Source organism: Streptosporangium sp. NBC_01469 (genome assembly GCF_036227305.1).
Lineage (GTDB): Bacteria > Actinomycetota > Actinomycetes > Streptosporangiales > Streptosporangiaceae > Streptosporangium.
In genome coordinates, this window is sequence record NZ_CP109465.1 from 2,663,011 (window position 1) to 2,680,718 (window position 17,708).

At 70.2% G+C, this 17,708-nt stretch carries 17 protein-coding genes and 1 tRNA gene; 5 read left to right on the top strand and 13 right to left on the bottom strand.

Features of this window, described 5'->3' with window-relative positions; genetic code table 11:
* Window positions 1-153: 153 nt before the first annotated feature.
* Together OG587_RS12210 and OG587_RS12215 are read right to left on the bottom strand one after the other, a co-directional pair.
* Window positions 154-816, bottom strand: coding sequence for a class I SAM-dependent methyltransferase (locus tag OG587_RS12210; protein ID WP_329089789.1), 663 nt, complete (start codon window positions 814-816; stop codon window positions 154-156).
* Window positions 817-1,084: 268 nt separating this feature from the next.
* Window positions 1,085-1,549, bottom strand: a complete 465-nt coding sequence (locus OG587_RS12215) for a hypothetical protein (RefSeq protein WP_329089790.1) — start codon at window positions 1,547-1,549, stop codon at window positions 1,085-1,087.
* A 376-nt stretch (window positions 1,550-1,925) separates the two neighbouring features.
* Between OG587_RS12215 and OG587_RS12220 the strand changes: the two genes are divergently transcribed.
* On the top strand, window positions 1,926-2,681 hold the full coding sequence (locus OG587_RS12220) for an SDR family oxidoreductase (protein WP_329089792.1): 756 nt from the start codon (window positions 1,926-1,928) through the stop codon (window positions 2,679-2,681).
* A gap of 135 nt (window positions 2,682-2,816) precedes the next feature.
* On the opposite strand, the gene OG587_RS12225 is transcribed toward OG587_RS12220, so the two are convergent.
* A complete protein-coding gene (locus tag OG587_RS12225; protein WP_329089794.1) occupies window positions 2,817-3,167 on the bottom strand; it encodes a winged helix-turn-helix transcriptional regulator in 351 nt (116 codons plus the stop codon).
* Window positions 3,168-3,328: 161 nt separating this feature from the next.
* Between OG587_RS12225 and OG587_RS12230 the strand changes: the two genes are divergently transcribed.
* Window positions 3,329-3,766: a TIGR03618 family F420-dependent PPOX class oxidoreductase gene (locus OG587_RS12230; protein ID WP_329089795.1), complete on the top strand. Its 438-nt coding sequence runs from the start codon at window positions 3,329-3,331 to the stop codon at window positions 3,764-3,766.
* Between the two features lie 393 nt (window positions 3,767-4,159).
* Here OG587_RS12230 and OG587_RS12235 read toward each other — a convergent pair whose 3' ends face one another.
* Window positions 4,160-4,546, bottom strand: a complete 387-nt coding sequence (locus OG587_RS12235) for a VOC family protein (RefSeq protein WP_329089797.1) — start codon at window positions 4,544-4,546, stop codon at window positions 4,160-4,162.
* A gap of 107 nt (window positions 4,547-4,653) precedes the next feature.
* Here OG587_RS12235 and OG587_RS12240 point away from each other — a divergent pair, with 107 nt between their 5' ends.
* Complete coding sequence (locus OG587_RS12240; protein WP_329089799.1) at window positions 4,654-5,310, top strand: winged helix-turn-helix transcriptional regulator; 657 nt, start codon at window positions 4,654-4,656, stop codon at window positions 5,308-5,310.
* 509 nt (window positions 5,311-5,819) lie between these two features.
* Here OG587_RS12240 and OG587_RS12245 read toward each other — a convergent pair.
* From OG587_RS12245 to OG587_RS12285, 9 genes are all read right to left on the bottom strand, one after another.
* A tRNA-Tyr gene (locus OG587_RS12245) sits at window positions 5,820-5,900 on the bottom strand.
* 98 nt (window positions 5,901-5,998) lie between these two features.
* Window positions 5,999-6,424 (bottom strand): signal peptidase I, encoded by a 426-nt coding sequence (locus OG587_RS12250; RefSeq protein ID WP_329089801.1) that lies wholly within the window; start codon window positions 6,422-6,424, stop codon window positions 5,999-6,001.
* Between the two features lie 282 nt (window positions 6,425-6,706).
* A complete protein-coding gene (locus tag OG587_RS12255; RefSeq protein ID WP_329089803.1) occupies window positions 6,707-7,345 on the bottom strand; it encodes a response regulator transcription factor in 639 nt (212 codons plus the stop codon).
* Window positions 7,346-7,348: 3 nt separating this feature from the next.
* On the bottom strand, window positions 7,349-8,605 hold the full coding sequence (locus OG587_RS12260) for a sensor histidine kinase (protein ID WP_329089806.1): 1,257 nt from the start codon (window positions 8,603-8,605) through the stop codon (window positions 7,349-7,351).
* Entirely contained in the window at window positions 8,599-9,321 is a 723-nt protein-coding gene (locus OG587_RS12265) for an ABC transporter permease (protein ID WP_329089807.1), read from the bottom strand. The genes OG587_RS12260 and OG587_RS12265 overlap by 7 nt, the downstream gene beginning before the upstream one ends.
* Window positions 9,318-10,034, bottom strand: a complete 717-nt coding sequence (locus OG587_RS12270) for an ABC transporter ATP-binding protein (RefSeq protein ID WP_329089809.1) — start codon at window positions 10,032-10,034, stop codon at window positions 9,318-9,320. Before OG587_RS12270 ends, OG587_RS12265 begins: the two co-directional genes overlap by 4 nt.
* Before the next feature lie 131 nt (window positions 10,035-10,165).
* Window positions 10,166-12,232, bottom strand: a complete 2,067-nt coding sequence (locus OG587_RS12275; RefSeq protein ID WP_329089812.1) for a multicopper oxidase family protein — start codon at window positions 12,230-12,232, stop codon at window positions 10,166-10,168.
* A 175-nt stretch (window positions 12,233-12,407) separates the two neighbouring features.
* Window positions 12,408-13,070, bottom strand: a complete 663-nt coding sequence (locus OG587_RS12280) for a response regulator transcription factor (RefSeq protein ID WP_329089814.1) — start codon at window positions 13,068-13,070, stop codon at window positions 12,408-12,410.
* Window positions 13,067-14,257 carry a sensor histidine kinase gene (locus OG587_RS12285; protein ID WP_329089816.1) on the bottom strand — a complete coding sequence of 397 codons (1,191 nt, stop codon included), beginning with the start codon at window positions 14,255-14,257 and terminating at the stop codon, window positions 13,067-13,069. Before OG587_RS12285 ends, OG587_RS12280 begins: the two co-directional genes overlap by 4 nt.
* A 269-nt stretch (window positions 14,258-14,526) precedes the next feature.
* Here OG587_RS12285 and OG587_RS12290 point away from each other — a divergent pair, with 269 nt between their 5' ends.
* Window positions 14,527-15,558: a hypothetical protein gene (locus OG587_RS12290; protein WP_329089818.1), complete on the top strand. Its 1,032-nt coding sequence runs from the start codon at window positions 14,527-14,529 to the stop codon at window positions 15,556-15,558.
* Between the two features lie 171 nt (window positions 15,559-15,729).
* A complete protein-coding gene (locus OG587_RS12295) occupies window positions 15,730-17,664 on the top strand; it encodes a glycosyltransferase family 2 protein (protein ID WP_329089820.1) in 1,935 nt (644 codons plus the stop codon).
* The last annotated feature ends 44 nt before the right edge of the window (window positions 17,665-17,708 follow it).

Consider the following 17,708-nt stretch of genomic DNA (forward strand, 5'->3'; position numbering starts at 1 on the left):
CTCGATGCCCGCCAGGGGCGCAGGTCACCGAAGGTGTTCCTCGGAGTCCACTCGTTCGACCAGATCGGAGCTCGAACGGGCGGTGAGCCCTGATCACGAGTCGACGCCCGGACGGCTCCCCGTGCGGCAGGTTGGACGCGGTCGTGTGTTCGGTCAGGCAGCCCCTGCCCAGGCTTTGCGGGCGAGCAGTTGAACCTCCTGGAACTGCCGCCGGTCGGTGGGCTGAGGCTCGCGAACCATCCGGGCCACCTCGACCAACCCGGACTTGCGCAGCATCGCGGCGAGGTGATCAGGCCACCACCGATAGGCCGGCGCGACTGCGTGATCGAAGACCTGCGTCGGGTGAGACGGATCAGCGCTTGCCGAAAAGCCGACCAGAAGGTGGCCGCCGGGTGCCAGCACACGATGGAACTCCGCCAGGATGACGGGGAGTTCCTGCGGCGGAGTGTGGATGATGGACCAACGTGAGAGTACGCCGCCCAGCACGCCGTCAGCGATGTTCAGCGCGGCCATCGAGCCCACGTCGAACCGCAGGCCCGGATAGGCCTGTCGAGCAAACTCGATCATCGCGGGAGAGGCATCGACACCGAACGCCGCCAGCCCCAGCTCGTCCAGATGAGCGGTGATATGGCCAGGCCCACACCCCAGGTCCGCGACCTGACCGTCCCCACTCGCACTTACGACCTCGGCGAAGGCACCCAAGATCGCGCGGTCCAGGGGCCTGTCACGCAGCTCGCCGCGGAACAGCTGCGCATAGGTGGAGGCGGCAGCGTCGTAAGCCTCGAGGGTGGCGCTGAGGGCATCGTGTTCGACCATGTTCGCGACAGTAGTTCCTGGTTCCGAGACGAGCCGAGAGAATCACGATCTTCCCTCCCGCCCGTTCGTCCGGGCTATCGCCAGTTCAGAGAAGTGAGGTGAGGGCGTACTTGCCTCACCGGTGTTCGGGGGCTTCAGGCGTGTCAGTGCGGCGGCTGACAGTCTGGGAAACGCCCGAGACCCTGGGCCTCCTGACCTGAGGGCACCCCGGCTCAAAGCATCCACGAAGAAGATCAACAGCTGGTGCGGAGAATTCGCCGGGGCGCAGTCAGATGGCGTCATCCAACTGTTCGGTCAGCCGCTCCAGGCCACCCTTGATGAGCCGCCCGTACTCGTCGTCGCCAAGTGCGCCGATCTCGGCTCGCGCCTGCTGGAGGTGCTCACGGGCGCGGCCGAGATCGCCCAGCTTGCGATAGCAATCGCTCACATTGAGGTGCAACGACGGATACAAGCCGGCCACTGAAAGTGGCACCCCGGCTTGGCCCACCCGCTCATCGGTGACCAGATCGGCGGCGGCGAGCGCTCGCAGATCCCACATGAGCTCCTGGTGCACGTCGTCCTGCACGTCGGCCATCGAATGGGCAAGGACACAAACATGCAACGGGTCGCCTTGCTCGCCGCCGATGTCGTCCCAGATCTGCGCGAACAAGTCGCGAGCGGCTTCACGCTGACCTCGGTGGTGATGCAACTCCACCCCCTGACCGATCCGGGTCATCGTCGGGTCGGTGGTCATTGGCGGCTCCTTCACCGTCGAGGGCGATCGCGGTCAGCGTACTTGCCTGACGTGGCTTTGAGGTTCCCCCCCATAGCCCGGACACCAGTGGTGTGCCATCAGGCTCCCGGGTCCGCCTCCACCCTGCCTGGTATCGATACGTCACCCTGGCCATGCTCGCCCTGGCCTTCCTCGCCGTCACCCAAGCCGTACTCGCCGACGAACCAGGCTCTTCTTCCCAACAAACAAAGCTCAGCGGTTACCCACGACGCCTGACGCGTCGGCGATCCCGCAGAGGTGGGGGCCGCCGGTCCGAGTGGATTCGCTTTTCGGACTCACGGTCGCTAGCGTGGCCGACGTCAAGTGAGTTCGATTTTCGTACTGACAGGAGCACTCCATGACGTCCGTACTGATCACCGGGGCCTCCAAGGGCATCGGCCGGGCCACCGCCGCCGAGTTCGCTGCCCGCGGTTACCGCGTCATCGCCACCGCCCGCGATCCCCGCACGCTCGAAGACCTCGATGTGGCGCAGCGGCTACGCCTCGACGTCACCGACCAGGCCGCCGTCGACGATGCGGTCGCGGCCGCCGGCGAGGTCGACGTGCTGGTGTCCAATGCGGGCGTGATCTTCCTGGGCGCGGTCGAGGCGAGTCCGGTGGCCGAGATCGAGCGGCTGTTCGCGCAGAACACCTCCGGCGCGATCCGGGTCGCGCAAGCCCTGCTGCCGCAGATGCGCGAGCGCCGGGCCGGGCGGTTACTGTTCGTGTCCAGCGTGGTGGGCCGCGTCGTCTTTTCTGGGAACGCCGCCTACTCGGCCAGCAAGTGGGCCCTTGAGGCGCTGGTCGAGGCGCTGACCATCGAGACCAGCCCGTTCGGGATCCACGCCACCCTGCTGGAGCCGGGCACGGTGAGCTCGGGTGCGCTCGACGCCCCGCTGATCTACCGGCTGCCCGACGACCCCTACACCGCGCTGGCCACCGACAGCATGAACGGCAGCCGCTCCCTCACCCCGGAGCAGGTCGCCCGCGCCATCGCCGACGCCGCGGAACTCGACGCGCCGCCGCTGCGCCTGCCGGTCGGCGACATGGCCGCCGCGATCCTCGCGGCCCGCAAGGCCGCACCCGAGAACGTCCCCTTCGTCCCTGGTTCCTGAGCGTGCCGACTCGACGGCCGGGCGCCGCCTATGCCGGTGAGTACGACGATGAGCAGGACGTCGTTGTCTCCCGTCGGTCCTGGTCTCAGGTGGATCCCGGCGGCCGTGTGGGCGGGGCCGGGGGGAGGCGCCGTTTCAGGACGTTCGGAGCAACAGGGGCGCGTGGCGTTCGCCCCAGTGTCGCAGGGAGCGGAGGACGGGTGCGATGTCCTTGCCGGCGGGGGTGAGCAGGTACTCGTCGCGGGGCGGGTGCTCTGAGTATCGACGGCGCTCGATGAGCCCGGCGTCTTCGAGCTTGCGCAGACGCAGCGTGAGGGTCTCGCGGGGTGCGCCGGTGTTGGTCTGGATGTCTTTGAACCGGTGGACGCCGAAGCCCAGCTCGCGAAGCACGAGCAGGGTCCAGCGTTCGCCCACGACCTCGAGCGCGTTGGCGATGGGGCAGTCCCGGGGCGCTCCCAGATTTGTTGGTTCGTTATCCAGACTCACCCTGCCACAGTAGCGCAGAGCATGAGTCTGTAAATCGAACCGATGGAGGAAGGTCATGCCTGAGCGCCACCTCTCATCCCGTCGCGCTTCGTCGTCACACCGGATCGCCGCTCGTTCGGAGAGGTCGTCCACTACGGTCGTCGGTGAGGGACAGGGGGAGTATGACAACGCTGGACAAGTTCGCCGCGCTGGCGGCGAAGGAACGCGGCCTGGTCGTCGTCTCGACACTGCGGGCGGACGGCACGATCCAGGCGTCGCTGGTCAACGCGGGCCTGTTGCCCCACCCGCTCACCGGCGTTCCGGTGCTCGGGTTCGTCACCTACGGGAGGGTGAAGCTGACCAACCTGCGGGCGCGCCCCCGGGCGACCGTAACGGTTCGGTCCGGCTGGGACTGGGCCACCATCGAGGGCACGATCAGGCTTGTAGGGCCGGACGATCCGGTCTCCGACATCGATGGTGAGCGCCTGCGACTGCTGCTGCGTGAGGTGTTCACCGCGGCCGGAGGTAGCCACGATGACTGGGACGAGTACGACCGGACCATGGCCGAGCAACGTCGCACGGTCGTCCTGCTTGACCCGACCCGGATCTACAGCAACTGACCGTCCACCTTCCAGGGGAACGCGGTCCGCGAAGCCGAGGAAGGCCATGAAGACGGCATACTCACCACACTGACCGCGCTCAACATCAGCATGCCGAACCGTCTCAAGGCGAAACTCCCCCGGAGGCGGCCGGGCTTCTTGAACCGCGCGTCTATGGCGAGACGATGTGGACGGAATCACGTGCGTGGTGTGGCCGTACCTCCCACAGGGCCGTACCTCCCACAGGGCCGTACCTCCCACAGGGCCGTACCTCCCACAGGGCAGGGGAGCCGGCTCCCCTGCCCTATTGTCCGTGACCGTACGTCCGAGGGGGAGCCACCACGTTCGCTCATGCCGATGAGCGTGCGCTGGGGCAACCCGTGCTCGTCGTTGTTGTCTCGTCAGGTGTCGAGGCTAGGCCGGACCGGCGAGGCCGATCAGGTTGCCCTCGGGGTCGGTGAAGTGGCCGACCGCGAGATCCCTGCCCGGGGCCCGCTCGGGGCCCATCCGGCGGATCCCCCCGAGGCTCTCCGCCTTCCTTAGCGCGGCCTCGACGTCGGGGACGCCGACGTAGAAGATGACGTGGCTGTCGTGGCCCGGTCCTCCGCCGACGCCGCCCGGGATCCCGGCCCCGTCGCCGGTCGCGCCGGTGTCGGTGAAGCCGTAGTCGCCCTGCCGGGACACCGCCGGCGCGACCGGTCCGCCGGTGTCGAACTCCCACCCGAACAGCTCGCCGTAGTAGCCGCGGAGCCTCGCCGGGTCGGTCCCGATGACCTCGAAGTGCACAACTGGCTGTCCCATGGTGTTCCCTCTCCGATCTGGCCGGACATCCGGGACCGTACACAATCGAGTTGTTTAAAACAACCATAGAGTTGTATTTTCGAACCAGAATGTGGAGGGAGCCCGCCATGCCGACGAGCCGTAGCTACGGGGACGCCTGCGGGATCGCCCGCGCCCTCGATGTCGTGGGGGAACGATGGGCGCTGCTGGTCGTGCGCGAGCTGCTCCTCGGGCCGGAGCGGTTCTCCGACCTGCGCCGCGCCCTGTCCGGAGCGAGCTCGAACCTGGTCGCCGACAGGCTCCGCGAGCTCGAAGGCCGTGGAGTGCTCCGCCGCCGCAGGCTCGCGGCCCCGGCCGGTTCCTGGGTGTACGAGCTGACCGACTGGGGGCGGGAGCTGGAGCCGATCGTGCTCGCCCTGGGCGGCTGGGGCATCCGCGTCCCGCTGCCGCCCGAGCCGACCACACTCGGCGCCACCTCGGTCCTGCTCTTCCTGCGCGCCTCCGCGCGCCCCGACCCAGCCGCGCCGGCGACCACCTACCGCCTCGAACTCGACGACCGTGTGTGGACCATCCGGTCGGCGTCCGGCCGGATCGACATCCGGCCCGGCGAGCCGGCCGCGGCGGACGCCTCCCTTCGCACGGACCCCAGGACGCTGAACGCCCTGCTCGGTGACCCGGCCACCCTCGACGCCTTCGTGTCCGACGGGAGCGTCGTCACCGCAGGCGACCCGGCGGCTCTTCGCAGGCTCCTGTGGGCGGTCACCAGCCCATTTCCCGCCGGGTAGCCCCACCACGCCAAGGCCGTGAAGCGCGAGGCGCGGTACGAGCATGATCGGACCATCAGGCCCTTGTGCCTGGCCGGCACATCCTCATCGACCCTGACGGCCGCGTCGTCGACCTGCACATCACCCGGGGGAGGGCGACGCCCTCGCCCGACGGGCAACACCTGTAGCGATCGCGCGGCGCCCCTGGCCCCCTCCCGGGGTGGGGGCGTCGCTGCTTCAACGACTTTGCCGCATGCAGTAGCGGACGACGAGGCCTGCGACGGCGACGAGCAGGAAGACCAGCGCGATGTCCAAGGGGTTCACCATGCGCGCCTCTCTGCCCTACAGCCGTGGAGTTATCCGCCCCGGCCCGCGGGTATCCGTCCACGGCGAGGGGAGCCGGAACCCTGACCGGCCGTCCCGTTTTGCCGGATCTTCACCTTTCAAGACGCTGATCTCATGCGCGGGCTCCCCTCCGCGGTGCTCTCCGGCGTGCCGACGAGCCTCAGCGGTGCAGGTGCAGGTGCAGGTGCAGGAGGACGGAGTCGAACCGCCACAGCCGAAGCGTCCGGGTTACAACCGAGTGAGCTCACCACATGCTCAGCCCCTGCGTGTTGGGGTGAGACTACCGGGCGGGCCCCGACGATCTCACCTCGTTTTCGCGCGCGGGCCCGGTGACGGAAGGCGGCGGGAGCAGAGGAGATTCCCGTTACCCCTGAAGGTCGCGGGGCTCTCCTCGACCAAGGTCAAGGTACGGTTGTTCGGGTTCCCGCTCAGGAACCGCGTAGCCCGGGACCGATGGCCAGCGGACCGTGAGCACCACCGATTCCTCCTCGGCGTACCAGGAGTGATCGACGCCGTGACCCCACACGACGTACTCGCCTCGCTTGGCCAGCAGCACGCTACGTCCTGGCAGTTCCACCCGAAAACGGCCACTGATCAACATGAGCAGCGCCGTACGTTTCTCACCGGTGACCCATTGCGCGCGCTCGTCGCGCTGCGGGTGCACGCCCCACTTGATCTCGACGCCGTCGCTGTGCCGGACATCGCCGGCCGGCTTGAAGTGCCCGAGCAGCCAACCACGGTCACAGGCCGCGTCCACGTCCGCGCTACCCACATATACGTTCTCCAGCACGAGCCGCGACGCTAGCACGGCACCCGGCCGACCTCGACGCCTTCACCGAGGACACGCCTCCGGCGGGGCATCCGGTTCTAGGATGATCGCCTTGGGCGAGCCGGGGGCTCGTAGGTGGTGCCGATCCTTCTCGAAGGTCCTCCTCGGAGGCCGGTAGGAGCGCGAGAGGGCGGGGCGATGACCGCGTTCATCCCCGTTCCCTCGTCGGCCCTTTGAGCGCTGCCGCGCTGGGGGAAGAGCCCTGGTGGCCGGTCAGGGGGCGAGGTTTCCGGTGCTCGTGAATCAGCCGTTGGCGGCCGGTTTGAGCAGGCCGGTCTCGTAGGCCGCCGCGACCGCGGCTGCCCGGTCGTTGACGCCGAGTTTGGCGAAGACGTGCAGCAGATGCGTCTTCACCGTCGCCTCGGTGATGAACAGTTTCGCGGCCACCTCGCGATTGGTCGCGCCACGGGCGATGAGGCCGAGCACCTCGATCTCCCGGCGGCTCAGCGTCCGCTGCTCCGGCGTGCGCACCCGGTGCGCCAGCACGCCGGCCACGGAGGGGGACAGGACCGTCTCACCGCGGGCCGCCGCCTGTACGGCGCGGCGCAGGTCGGCGCGCGGAGTGTCCTTGAGCAGGTAGCCGGTGGCGCCCTGCTCGATCGCGGGCAGGACATCGGCGTCGTTGTCGAAGGTGGTCAGGACCAGCACGTGGATGCCGGGCGTCTGCTCGCGTAGCCGGCGGATGACCTCCGCGCCGCTCATCTTCGGCATGCGCAGGTCCATGAGCACGACATCGGGGCTGGTCCGCAGCGCGACGGCGAGCGCCTCCGGCCCGTCGGCCGCCTCACCGACGACCTCGAAGGCATCGTCGCCGGTGAAGATGCCGCGCAGTCCGTCACGGACGACGGGGTGGTCGTCGACGATGATCATACGAATCGGCATGTCTCACCCCGCGCTTTCGCGGTGGCCGGACGATCCAGGATCCGCGTCGGCGGGGATGGCGGAAACGGTGGCGGAGATCCCCGTTCCCTGGCCGGGGGCCGTCTCGATCACGAACTCACCGGCCAGCCGGGTGACCCGCTGACGCATCGCGATGAGGCCGAAGCCGCTCGCGTCCGAGGAGTCCGCCGCCCCGAGGGTGAAGCCACATCCGTCGTCGCGCACGTCCAGCACCACGACATCATCCATGTACGACAGGGTAAGACCGACCCGGGTGGCCGAGGCGGCGTGTTTGGAAACGTTGGCCAGCGCCTCCTGCGCCACCCGCAGCAAGGTGGTCTCCACCTCCGCGTGCAGCGGCCGGGGGTCGCCGGTGACCGACACGGAGACGGGTTTGCCGGTGGTCCGCGACCATTTCGCCGCGACGTCGTGCAGGGCGGTGGCGAGCTGGGCCTCGTCCAGCGGCGCCGGACGCAACCCCTGAACCGATCGCCGGGCCTCGTTCAGGCTCTCCCTGGCCAGGGTGCGCACCGTGTTCAGTCGCGAGCGGACGGCGGGTATGTCGTCGATCGCGTCGTCGGCCGCCTCCAACTGGGTGAGGATGCCGGTCAGGCCCTGCGCGATGGTGTCGTGGATCTCCCTGGCCATCCGCTGCCGCTCCCCGAGCACACCGGCCTCACGGGCGCTGGCCAGGAGCCGGGCCTGCAGGTTCGCGTTCTCCTCCGCGAGCGCGGCCAGCTCGGCGCCGGTCTTCCGCAACTGAACGATCATCGCCCTGCGCTGGTCGTTCTGGTCGGAGACGGTCCGGGTCAGCAGGCCGATCGCGGAGGCGATCAACGTCGCGGCGAGGAAGGCGTAGAGCGTCTCGCCCGGGGTCCGGCCAGGCCGAGGGGGAACGGCGACCAGCACGCCGGCCGTCGCGGCCACACCCGCGTACGCCCACCACCCGGGCAGCAGGGTGAAGGCCTGGACGAACGCTCCCACGCCGGTCACCGTGAACAGCGCGTCGATTCCGGCCAGCGTCCCGATGACGGCGAGCATCACGACGAAGTAGACGACCATCGCCACCGGCCGCTCGATCCAGGTGGGGTGCGAGGTCACCATGAACCAGTGCCAGGCTCCGGCGAGCACCGCCAGGGCCAGCACCTCCGGCCTCCAGTCCCGCAGCAGGGCGAAGACCGCCGGAAGCAGGATGAAAAGGTAAGGAAGGGCGGGCCGGGCACGATCCCAGCGTGAGGTGTCGAGGTCGGCGGCGGTCACCATCGGAACGCCCTGACGGCGACGCCGCTGATGACGACGGAGATCGCCACCATGACTCCCAGGGTGACCGGGGAGATCGCGTTGCCCTCCCAGGCGTCGCGGATCGCCTCGACCACGGGGGCCATCGGGGTCAGGTCGCCGATGGCGCGCATCGAGCCGGACATGGTCTCGCGGGGGATCATGGCACCGGAGAGGAAGACCATCGGGAAGAACACGCTCAGCCCGATCACGGTCGCGGTGCGGCCGCTGGGGACGAGCGCGCCGATGAGGAGGCCGATGGCGCCAAGGCTCAGCGCGCCGAGTGCCCACGCCAGGAGAAAGCCCGCGACGTCGGCCGGCACCGACAGCCCGAGGGCGGCCAGCCCGATGGCGATCAGCAGCACCGTACCGATCGCGGCCAGCAGCGTGTGAGCGGCCCACTGGGCCCCGAACAGCATCGCGGGCGAGGCGGGAGTGGCGCGCAGCCGCTTGAGGATCCGGCGTTCCCGGTACTGGGCCAGCGTGGCCGGGAGGACGACCAGCCCGGCCAGGCCGATGACGAAGACGCTCAGCATCGGCACCGTGGCGTCGATGACCGGCAGTCCGCCGGGAAGGGTTTTGCCGGTACGCGTCTTGACCCACAGCATGATCGCCGGGAAGGCCAGGGCGAAGAACCCCGACATCGGATCGCGCACGATCAGTTTGAGCTCGACCGCGATGACGCGCGTGATGCCTTTCATGCCGTTTCCCTTCCGGTCAGTGCGAAGTACGCGTTCTCCAGAGAATCGGCCCGCCCCTTCGCGATCAGCTCGCGCGGGCTGCCCTCGGCGACGACACGGCCCCGGTCGATGATCGCGATGCGGTCGCACAACGCCTCGGCCTCGTCCATGAAATGGGTGACCAGCACGACGGTGATTCCGCGCTCGCGCATGTCGCGGATCAGGCCCCAGGTCATCCGGCGGGCAGCGGGGTCCAGGCCCGTGGTCAGCTCGTCGAGGAAGACGACCTCCGGGTTGCCGACCAGGGCCAGCGCGATGAACAGCCGCTGTTTCCAGCCGCCGGACAGGCTCGCGAATCCGGCGCTCCTCTTGTCCGCCAGCCCCCACTCGTCCATGAGCCTCCGCCAGTCGGCGGGCCTGTCGTAGAAGGAGGCGTACATCCGCAGCGCCTCACCGACCTTGATCGCATCGGGCAGGGCGGCCTCCTGCAGCTGGACACCGATGCGCTGCAGCAGCTCGCGCCGATCGTCCCACGGGTCCAGGCCCAGCACCCGCAGGGTGCCGCCGTCTCGCCGCCGCGACCCCGACGCGCACTCCACGATCGTGGTCTTCCCCGCTCCGTTGGGACCGGCGATGCCGAAGATCTCGCCTTGCTCCACCCTCAGGGAGACGCCGTCCACCGCCTTGCCGCCCCCGTAGCTCTTACTCAGGCCGTCGATCTCGATGACTGTCATGTCTTGAGGATCATCGGCGGGCGGCGTTTTCGGAATCCACCGGACGGTTGATGGGGATCGGCTCTTTGACTCCGGGGTGGCAAGCGGTGAGGGACGGGCCCGATGCCGTGATCGGCCCGGGGAGAGTGTGATCACTCCGGCCGGTTGGGGGTTTTGCGGCCGATCTCATAGGGGGTGGAGACCCCCTCGTAGGTCAGGTGCGTCACCATGCCGTCGGCCGCGTGGCCGAGGTCGTGGCAGTGGTCCATCCAGACACCCGGATTGTCCGCGAGGAATCCGACCTCGTAGGTTTCGCCAGGCTGGACGGCCAGGGTGTCGATCCACCACGGGCTCCCGCCGGCCGGGCGGCCGTTCCGGGAAAGCACGAGAGCGTGGTGTCCGTGCAGGTGCATCGGGTGGACCTGGTGGCTGCGGTTCACGAACGTCATACGGACGACGTCACCCCGCCGGACCACCTGGACGGGAGTGTCGGGAAAGCTGTGCCCGTTGATGGTGGGCAGGAAATGGACGGCGCCGTCGTAGAAGCCGATCCCATCGTCGATGACCACCGTGAAGTCGCGGTCGAAGCGGGTGAAGGGGACCGGCGCCGGCGTGCCGTACGTCGCGGGGTCGAAGAGCGGCGCGTCCCGCGGAACCGGGGGTGCGGTCATCCGGCCGTCCGAGCCGGGGGTCAGGAGCAGGCCGGCCCGGGGGTTGGCGAGGTCGGCCAGCAGAACCGGCCGGTCCGGCATGACGAAGGTCAGGTCATACCGGCCGCCCTCGGCCACCGAGAGCCGCACCCCGTCGAGCTCGGAGGGGCCGTCGAGGTCGACGCCGTCGATGGCGGCGACCCGGAAGCGCGTGCCCACCAGTACGAGGTTCCTGGACTCGACATCCGACCAGGCGTTCCTGTCGGTGTTGACCACGCGTAGCCGTACCGGGGTGCCGGGTTTCACCGGCCGGCGCCCGAGCGTGTCCGACGTGCCGAACGCCGCGACCGGCCCGTCGGGACGCTCCCAGTTGTGGGCCATCACGGTGATGTCCTCACCCGTCGCGCCTTCCGGGGGGAGTACCACGAGCGAGCCGAACAGCCCGCGCCGCACGCCGACGAGCGGGCGCTGGTGGGTGTGGTACCAGAACGTGCCCACCTGGTCGGCGCGGAACCGGTAGACGTGGCTCCCGCCCGGCTGGACGGCGTCCTGGGTCACGCCCGCGACGCCGTCCTCGGCGTTGGGTACGTCCAGGCCGTGCCAGTGGATGGTGACCCCCTCGCGGGGAAGCCTGTTGACGAGCGTCACCTCGACGAGGTCGCCCTTGCGCACCGTCAGCGAGGGCCCTGGCGCCTGGCCGTTGTAGGTCCAGGCGTCGATCACGGCGCCGGAGCCAAGCCGGATTCTTGTTTCCTGGGCCGTCAGGGTGAACGCGCGGTCGGGGGTGCCCGTGCGCGGACCGGTGAGGTCGGCGACGCCGGCGGCGGGGGTGCCCGGTGCCCGCCTTCCGTGGTGGGAACCGCCGGGACCTCCTCCGTAGTCCACATCGCCGTGGCCCATCATGGACATCCGGTCGGGCAGGCGGCTCGTCCGCATCTCGTAGAGGCCCGCGCCGGTGACGGCCGTCGCCACCAGGGCGGTGACGGCCAGGACCCGCCTGGCCCCACCGGGGCGCGGGCTTCGCGCCCGGGACGCCCCCGCCGCCACGAGGAGGACGCCCGCGTAGATCGCCATGTCCGCGCCGTACGGAGGGAGCGGGCGGGAGAGGTACTCCATGTAGGCGCCGAGCAGGGCGGCAGCCGCGGTCGTCCGCACCGGTACCCGGACGGACACCGGGAAGGGCACTCGGACGGACACCGGGAAGGGCACCGGCGCCCCCGCCGCTCCTTCCATCGTTTGGGGCCGCCCGGCGATGTCCGTCGTGTGGGGCCGTCCGGCGATCCGCCGCAGTGCCGGGACGGCCAGCGCGAACGTCGCCACCATCGGGACGGCGAGCAGGGGGAGCGCCACCAGTACCCGGTCCGCGGCGAAGACCCAGCCGGTCGACCACAGCAGGCCGGTGTCGATCCCCCGAGCCGCCGCGACGCCTGTTCCCACGCCGATCAGCACGAGCAGGGCCCGTGTCCGGCGACGCGTGGAGAGGCCACCCGCGAGGAGCCCGGCGACGCCCCAGACGATGAGGAGCAGGGCCACCAGGATGCTGTCGGCGTTCGCCGCGAACTCGTACATGGGCGCCGACGCTAGGTTCCCGGCACCGGCTCACGCATCCGCCCTGTGCCGACACCGGCTACGCAGATCACCGTATGGATGACCGGGCGGGAGCCGTACGGTGCCGGATGCGCCCTGGTCGTCGGGTGTGTTCCGGTTGCCGGGTGCGTCTTGGCCGTCGGGTGTGTCCCGGTCGTCAGGCGTGCCCGGGATGGACCAGGCCGGTTTCGTAGGCGATCACCACGAGTTGGGCCCGGTCGCGCGCGCCCAGTTTCAGCATGGCCCGGTGGACGTGGGTGCGTGCGGTCGCCGGGCTCATGGACAGACGCTCGCCGATCCGCTCGTTGCTCAGCCCGGCCGCCACGAGTGCCATGACCTCGCGCTCCCTGCCCGTGAGCCTGTCGAGCACACCCGCGTCCCGCCGGGACGGCTCCTGAGCGAGGAAGCGGGTGATCAACCGGCGGGTCGCCCCGGGGGACAGCAGCGCCTCGCCCTGGGCGACCACGCGTACCGCCTGCCGGAGGTCGGCGGGTTCGACGTCCTTGGTGAGGAAGCCACTCGCACCCGCGCGAAGGCCGTCCATGACGTACTCGTCGAGATCGAAGGTCGTGAGCACGATCACGCGAACCGCGGACAGCGTGTCGTCCCCGGCGATCCGCCTGGTCGCCTCCAGCCCGTCCATGACCGGCATCCTGATGTCCATGAGCACGACGTCGGGGTGCAGCTCGCGCGCGAGCCGGACCACGTCCTCCCCCGTCGTCGCCTCCGCGACGACCCTGATGTCGTCGCCGTTCTCCAGAAGCCCGCGCAGGCCCACCCGGACCACCGTCTGATCGTCGGCGATCAGTACCCGGATCACGCGGCGTCTCCGGTCGGCATCCGGACGAGGACGGAGAATCCGCCGCCGGGAAGGGGGGCCGCCGCGAGCGTTCCGCCGAGGGACGACGCGCGCTCTTCCATCCCGCTGAGCCCGTAGCCCGGAGACACCCCGGTTTCCGTGCGCTCGTCGTTTTCCCGGTCCCGGTCCTCACGGGGGCGTCCGTCGTCGACGATCTCGACCTCAAGCGCGTCCGGCTCGTAGGCCAGGGTGATCCGTACCGTCTTGGCGTTCGCGTGCCGGATCGTGTTCGTCACCGACTCCTGCACGACGCGGAACGCGGCGAGGTCCACCGCAGGAGGCAGCCGCCGCGCCTCACCCCTCACCACGACCGTCGCCTCCAGTCCGGCGCTCCGCGCCCGTCCGGTCAGCTCGCCGACCTGGCCCAGGCCGGGAGCCGGTACGTGCGGCGGGGGCTCGCCGTCGTCCGTCCGGAGGAGTCCCAGGGCCGACCTGAGCTCGATCGTGGCCTCTCTGGCGGACGTCCGGATGGCGCGCAGGGCCGTCCGCGCGTCGGCCGGCCGATCGTCGAGCACGTCGTCGGCCAGCGCCGCCTGGATGGTTATCCCGGTGATCGTGTGGCTCAGCACGTCGTGTATCTCCCCGGCGATCCGCAGCCGCTCCTCCGCCGTCCGCCGGGCCGCCTCGCGCTCCTGTCCGGCCTCCACCAGGGCCAGCCTCTCCCGGGCCTCCGCGAGCCGTGCTCTCCGGCTGCGCAGGGTCTCGCCCAGCAGGACGACGGCGAGGAGCAGTCCCGCCTGGGCCGTCATGTCCGTGAGCACCTGCAGGATCGGCTCACCGAGATGCAGGGGGCGGATCGTCAGCCCCAGCACGACGAAGAGCGCGGCGACACCGAGCGACCACGCCAGCAGTCCTCCCGACGCTGCGGTGTAGAGCGCGACGGCCAGGGGGACGGCCGGGGTGATGCCCGGATATTCCAGCCTGTAGTACAGCAGGAGGCATGCGGTCGTGACGAGGAGCACGCCCAGCGGTGAGCGCCTGCGGACGAGGAGAACCCCGCCGATGATCGCGGCGAGACCGTAGGCGATCACGTCGGGAGGTCGCGACCCGGGAGCGGGCTCGATCGCCACGCTCATCGCGATGCCCACCAGGACCCCGACGAGCGTCGCCAGGCCGGCGTCGGCAGCGGGCTGCGTCCATCGGCTCATGGCCTCACCCTAAACGCGACCTCGGAAAGCGACTTCGGAAAGCGACTTCGGAAAGCGTCGCGCGCCGGGGGCGCGGCCGACATGTCCCTCCGGAGCTTGCGCCCTGTGTGATCAAATGACTACTATGGGTAAAAAAGATCTTGAGGGGATCTTTGGGGAAGGGCCCCGTTGGTGCTCAGGGGCGCGGTGATGGCGAGCGCGATGGTCGCGGAGTGTGTGACCGCCGAGGCGGACTCCGGCGGCGTTCCACGACGGCAGGGGGATGTGCGGTGGCCGGAGGGCTCCAGCGCGTGATCGTCGCGTTTCTCGTGGCGGGCGGCATGGCCTCGGTGACGGGTTCCGGGGTTTTGGGGGCTTCCGGCCCGGCCCCGAATCCGGACTTCTCGCTCACGGTGAGCCCGGCACGCCTGGCGGTCGGGCCGGAGGGGATCGACGACCCCCAGTCGTTCCGTGTGGCCAACAGGGGCCGGTCGCCGCTCGACGTTGCCGTCGGCAGGGCGAACTTCACGGTGGACGGAACCGGCCGGACGGCCTTCGAGCGTGCCGCCCCCGGCTCCGCCGCCGGCTGGCTCAGGGTCACGCCGGCGGGCTTCCGCCTCGCCCCCGGCGCGGAGCGGGGCGTCACCGTACGGATCGATCCCCCGCCCAGGCCCGAGCCCGGCGGGTACCAGGTGGCCCTGCTCTTCGCCGTGCCCGCCGATTCCGGCGAAGGCAACCTCAGGGTCAACCGGGTGATCGGAACGCCCATCTATCTCACGCTTCCGGGGGCGATCGACACGTCCTTGCGCGTCGACGACCTCACCACCTCCAGCGGCTTCGCGACGGGCGGGCCCATCGACTTCACCGCCACCGTCGACAACACCGGGACCGTCCACCGCGACTTCCTCGCCCCTCGGGGCCTGAAGGTCGTCGTGAACGGGTACGACGTGCCGTTCCCCGACTTCACCCTGCCCCGCAGGGTCGGCAGGACCGTCACCGCCAGGTGGGAGAATCCGCCGTTCATGTGCGTCTGCCGCGCGACGGTGTCGGTCTCGGGTACCGGCGGGACCTCCACGCGGAGCGCCACGCTGGTCATCCTTCCGCTCCACTTCCTCGGGGCGCTGCTCGCGGTGGCGGTGGCCCTGTACGTCCTCGCCTGGCTGCTGCGCCGCCGGTTCCGGACACGGGTGCCCGGGGCGCACCGGGCTTCGCGCGGTCGTGACGACCCCGCCCGGCAGGGTGGCGAGGGCGATGGCGACCCCGTCGGGGACGGCCGTGAGGACTCCGCCCGGGTCGCGGCGGCGAGGCCCGACGAGGTCTGACGAGGTCCGGGGGTATCGCGCAAGACGTACGAAACGGTTGTTTCACTCCCCATGCGTCTCCCGCACCGGTGGATCGGGGAGGCAACCCTGTGGATTCGCCCCGTACGGACGCCCCTTCGTCACATACTGAGACGCTAGATAAGCGGAAAGTGACCGACGAGGGGCGCGGCGGTGACAGTAACGATCCTCCAGCGAGTCCGCACAGGGCGGGGCGGCTGCGATATCACGAGCATGGAGCGGGGCGGCCGCGACATCACGAGCGAGGAGGCGATCCGGTCCGACGTCGACGTCACCGTGATCGTCCCGCTTCACAACTGCGGGCCCTATCTCGACAGATGCCTGACCTCGCTGCTGATCCAGCGGGTCGCCCTGGAGGTGGTGGTCGTCGACGACGGTTCCACCGACGGCGGTGCCGCGCTGCTCGACCTGTACGCCTCCTGCCACCGCGGCGTGATCCGCGTCGTCAGGCAGGCGGCGTCCGGCGGCGCGGGACGCCCGCGCAACGTCGGGCTCTCCCACGCGCGCGGCAGGTACGTCTTCTTCTGCGACGCGGACGACTACCTCGGCCCCCAGGCGCTGGAGCGGATGCTCGCGATGGCCGACCGCAACGGCTCGGACATCGTGCTCGGGAAGATCGTCGGGCATGACCGCAAGGTGCCGATCTCGATGTTCAAGGAGAACGCCGAGCGGGTGCCGCTCGGCGACAGCGCGGTCTACAACAGCCTGAGCTGCTTCAAGCTGTTCCGCAGGGAGATGCTGGAGCGGCACGCCATCCGCTTCGACGAGACGCTCCTGGTGGGGGAGGACGTGGTCTTCACCACCCACGCCTACTGTCACGCGGAGGTGATCTCGGTGGTCGCCGACTACGACTGCTACCACCTGGTCGCCCGGCCGGACGGCACCAGCATCATGCAGCGGCAGGGCAGCCGCGACCCGGTCTCCTGGCTGCGGATGATCAAGCGGCCGATCGAGCTGATGCTCGCCCACGTGCGCCCGGGAGACCTCCGCGACCACCTCCTGCGGCGCCACTTCCGGATGGACGCCTTCGGCAACCTCGGCAGGCCCTTCCTGGACGCCGGGGAGGTCCAGCGCAAGGAGATCGCCGCCGAGGTGGCCGACATGTGCGAGCGGTGGCTGACCGACGGGGTCCGCGAGCGGCTCCCCGCGATCGACCGGAGCCGGATCGCCGCGCTGCAGGACATCGACCGCCTGGTGCGGCTGGCGCACATCGAGTCGGCCTCGGTCCGCCGGGAGCTCACCGCGCTCCGCTGGGAGCGGGAACGCGAGGGGAGGCTGGCGATCTCGGGCAAGGTGGCGCTGAGCACGCTGGAGCGCTACGACCGCCCGGAGATCACCGGTGGGGACCTCGCCCTGGTGCTGCGACGCCGGCACGCCGACCCCGGTCCCTCCGACGAGGTCGTGGTCCCGGTGACCGGCGACTGCGCGGGGTTCACCGGCACCGTCGACGTCACCACCCTGTCCTCCGGCATCTGGGACGTCCACGTGAGCGTCGCCTTCGAGGGCGTCCCCCGGCTCGCGCGCCTGGGCGCCGACGGGGAGGGGCTGATCGCGCCGCCCGCGCCGCGCGTGGTCGGCGACGTCGTCGCCCTCCCGTACTTCACCCACCCGTACGGCAACCTCAGCCTCGACATCGGCGGGCACGTGGTCGCGGTGCCGGGCGGCGCGAGGCTGGTGCGCGCCCGCTGGGCGGCCGGGCACCGGCTGGTGCTCGACGGCGAGGTCAGCGTGGGCACGGAGGCCCCGGCGGCGGAGGCTGTGCGCTACCTGGTCTGGCGGGAGCGAGAGTCGAGCCGGGAGCGGCGCGAGCCGGTCACGGTCGGCGAGGGCGGCACGTTCACGGCGTCCCAGGCGATGGGGCGGCTGGGCCCCGGCACCTGGGACGCCTACCTGGAGCTCGACCTGGGCGGGCCACCCGCGCGCTTCAGGATCGAGGCGGTGCCCGAGGTGATCGAGCATCCGCGCACGTGGTGGCGCGGCGCGATCCGGTGGAGTGTCAGGCCCTACGCCACGGCGGGGAAGGGCCGGCTCAGCACGGTGGTCCGAACTCTCGGCCCCAGAACTTTCATTAGACGTATCGTGCGTTAATGCCACCTTCTTGCAACTACAAGCCCATGGCCTAAAGTTAGGGG

What these genes read in the sequence shown, in the direction of transcription:
- OG587_RS12255 (WP_329089803.1), bottom strand. Translation starts at nt 7,345, where the DNA reads ATGCCGATTCGTATGATCATCGTCGACGACCACCCCGTCGTCCGTGAC.
- OG587_RS12265 (WP_329089807.1), bottom strand. Translation starts at nt 9,321, where the DNA reads ATGAAAGGCATCACGCGCGTCATCGCGGTCGAGCTCAAACTGATCGTG.
- OG587_RS12215 (WP_329089790.1), bottom strand. Translation starts at nt 1,549, where the DNA reads ATGACCACCGACCCGACGATGACCCGGATCGGTCAGGGGGTGGAGTTG.
- OG587_RS12275 (WP_329089812.1), bottom strand. Translation starts at nt 12,232, where the DNA reads ATGTACGAGTTCGCGGCGAACGCCGACAGCATCCTGGTGGCCCTGCTC.
- OG587_RS12235 (WP_329089797.1), bottom strand. Translation starts at nt 4,546, where the DNA reads ATGGGACAGCCAGTTGTGCACTTCGAGGTCATCGGGACCGACCCGGCG.
- OG587_RS12210 (WP_329089789.1), bottom strand. Translation starts at nt 816, where the DNA reads ATGGTCGAACACGATGCCCTCAGCGCCACCCTCGAGGCTTACGACGCT.
- OG587_RS12220 (WP_329089792.1), top strand. Translation starts at nt 1,926, where the DNA reads ATGACGTCCGTACTGATCACCGGGGCCTCCAAGGGCATCGGCCGGGCC.
- OG587_RS12285 (WP_329089816.1), bottom strand. Translation starts at nt 14,257, where the DNA reads ATGAGCCGATGGACGCAGCCCGCTGCCGACGCCGGCCTGGCGACGCTC.
- OG587_RS12240 (WP_329089799.1), top strand. Translation starts at nt 4,654, where the DNA reads ATGCCGACGAGCCGTAGCTACGGGGACGCCTGCGGGATCGCCCGCGCC.
- OG587_RS12230 (WP_329089795.1), top strand. Translation starts at nt 3,329, where the DNA reads ATGACAACGCTGGACAAGTTCGCCGCGCTGGCGGCGAAGGAACGCGGC.
- OG587_RS12260 (WP_329089806.1), bottom strand. Translation starts at nt 8,605, where the DNA reads ATGGTGACCGCCGCCGACCTCGACACCTCACGCTGGGATCGTGCCCGG.
- OG587_RS12270 (WP_329089809.1), bottom strand. Translation starts at nt 10,034, where the DNA reads ATGACAGTCATCGAGATCGACGGCCTGAGTAAGAGCTACGGGGGCGGC.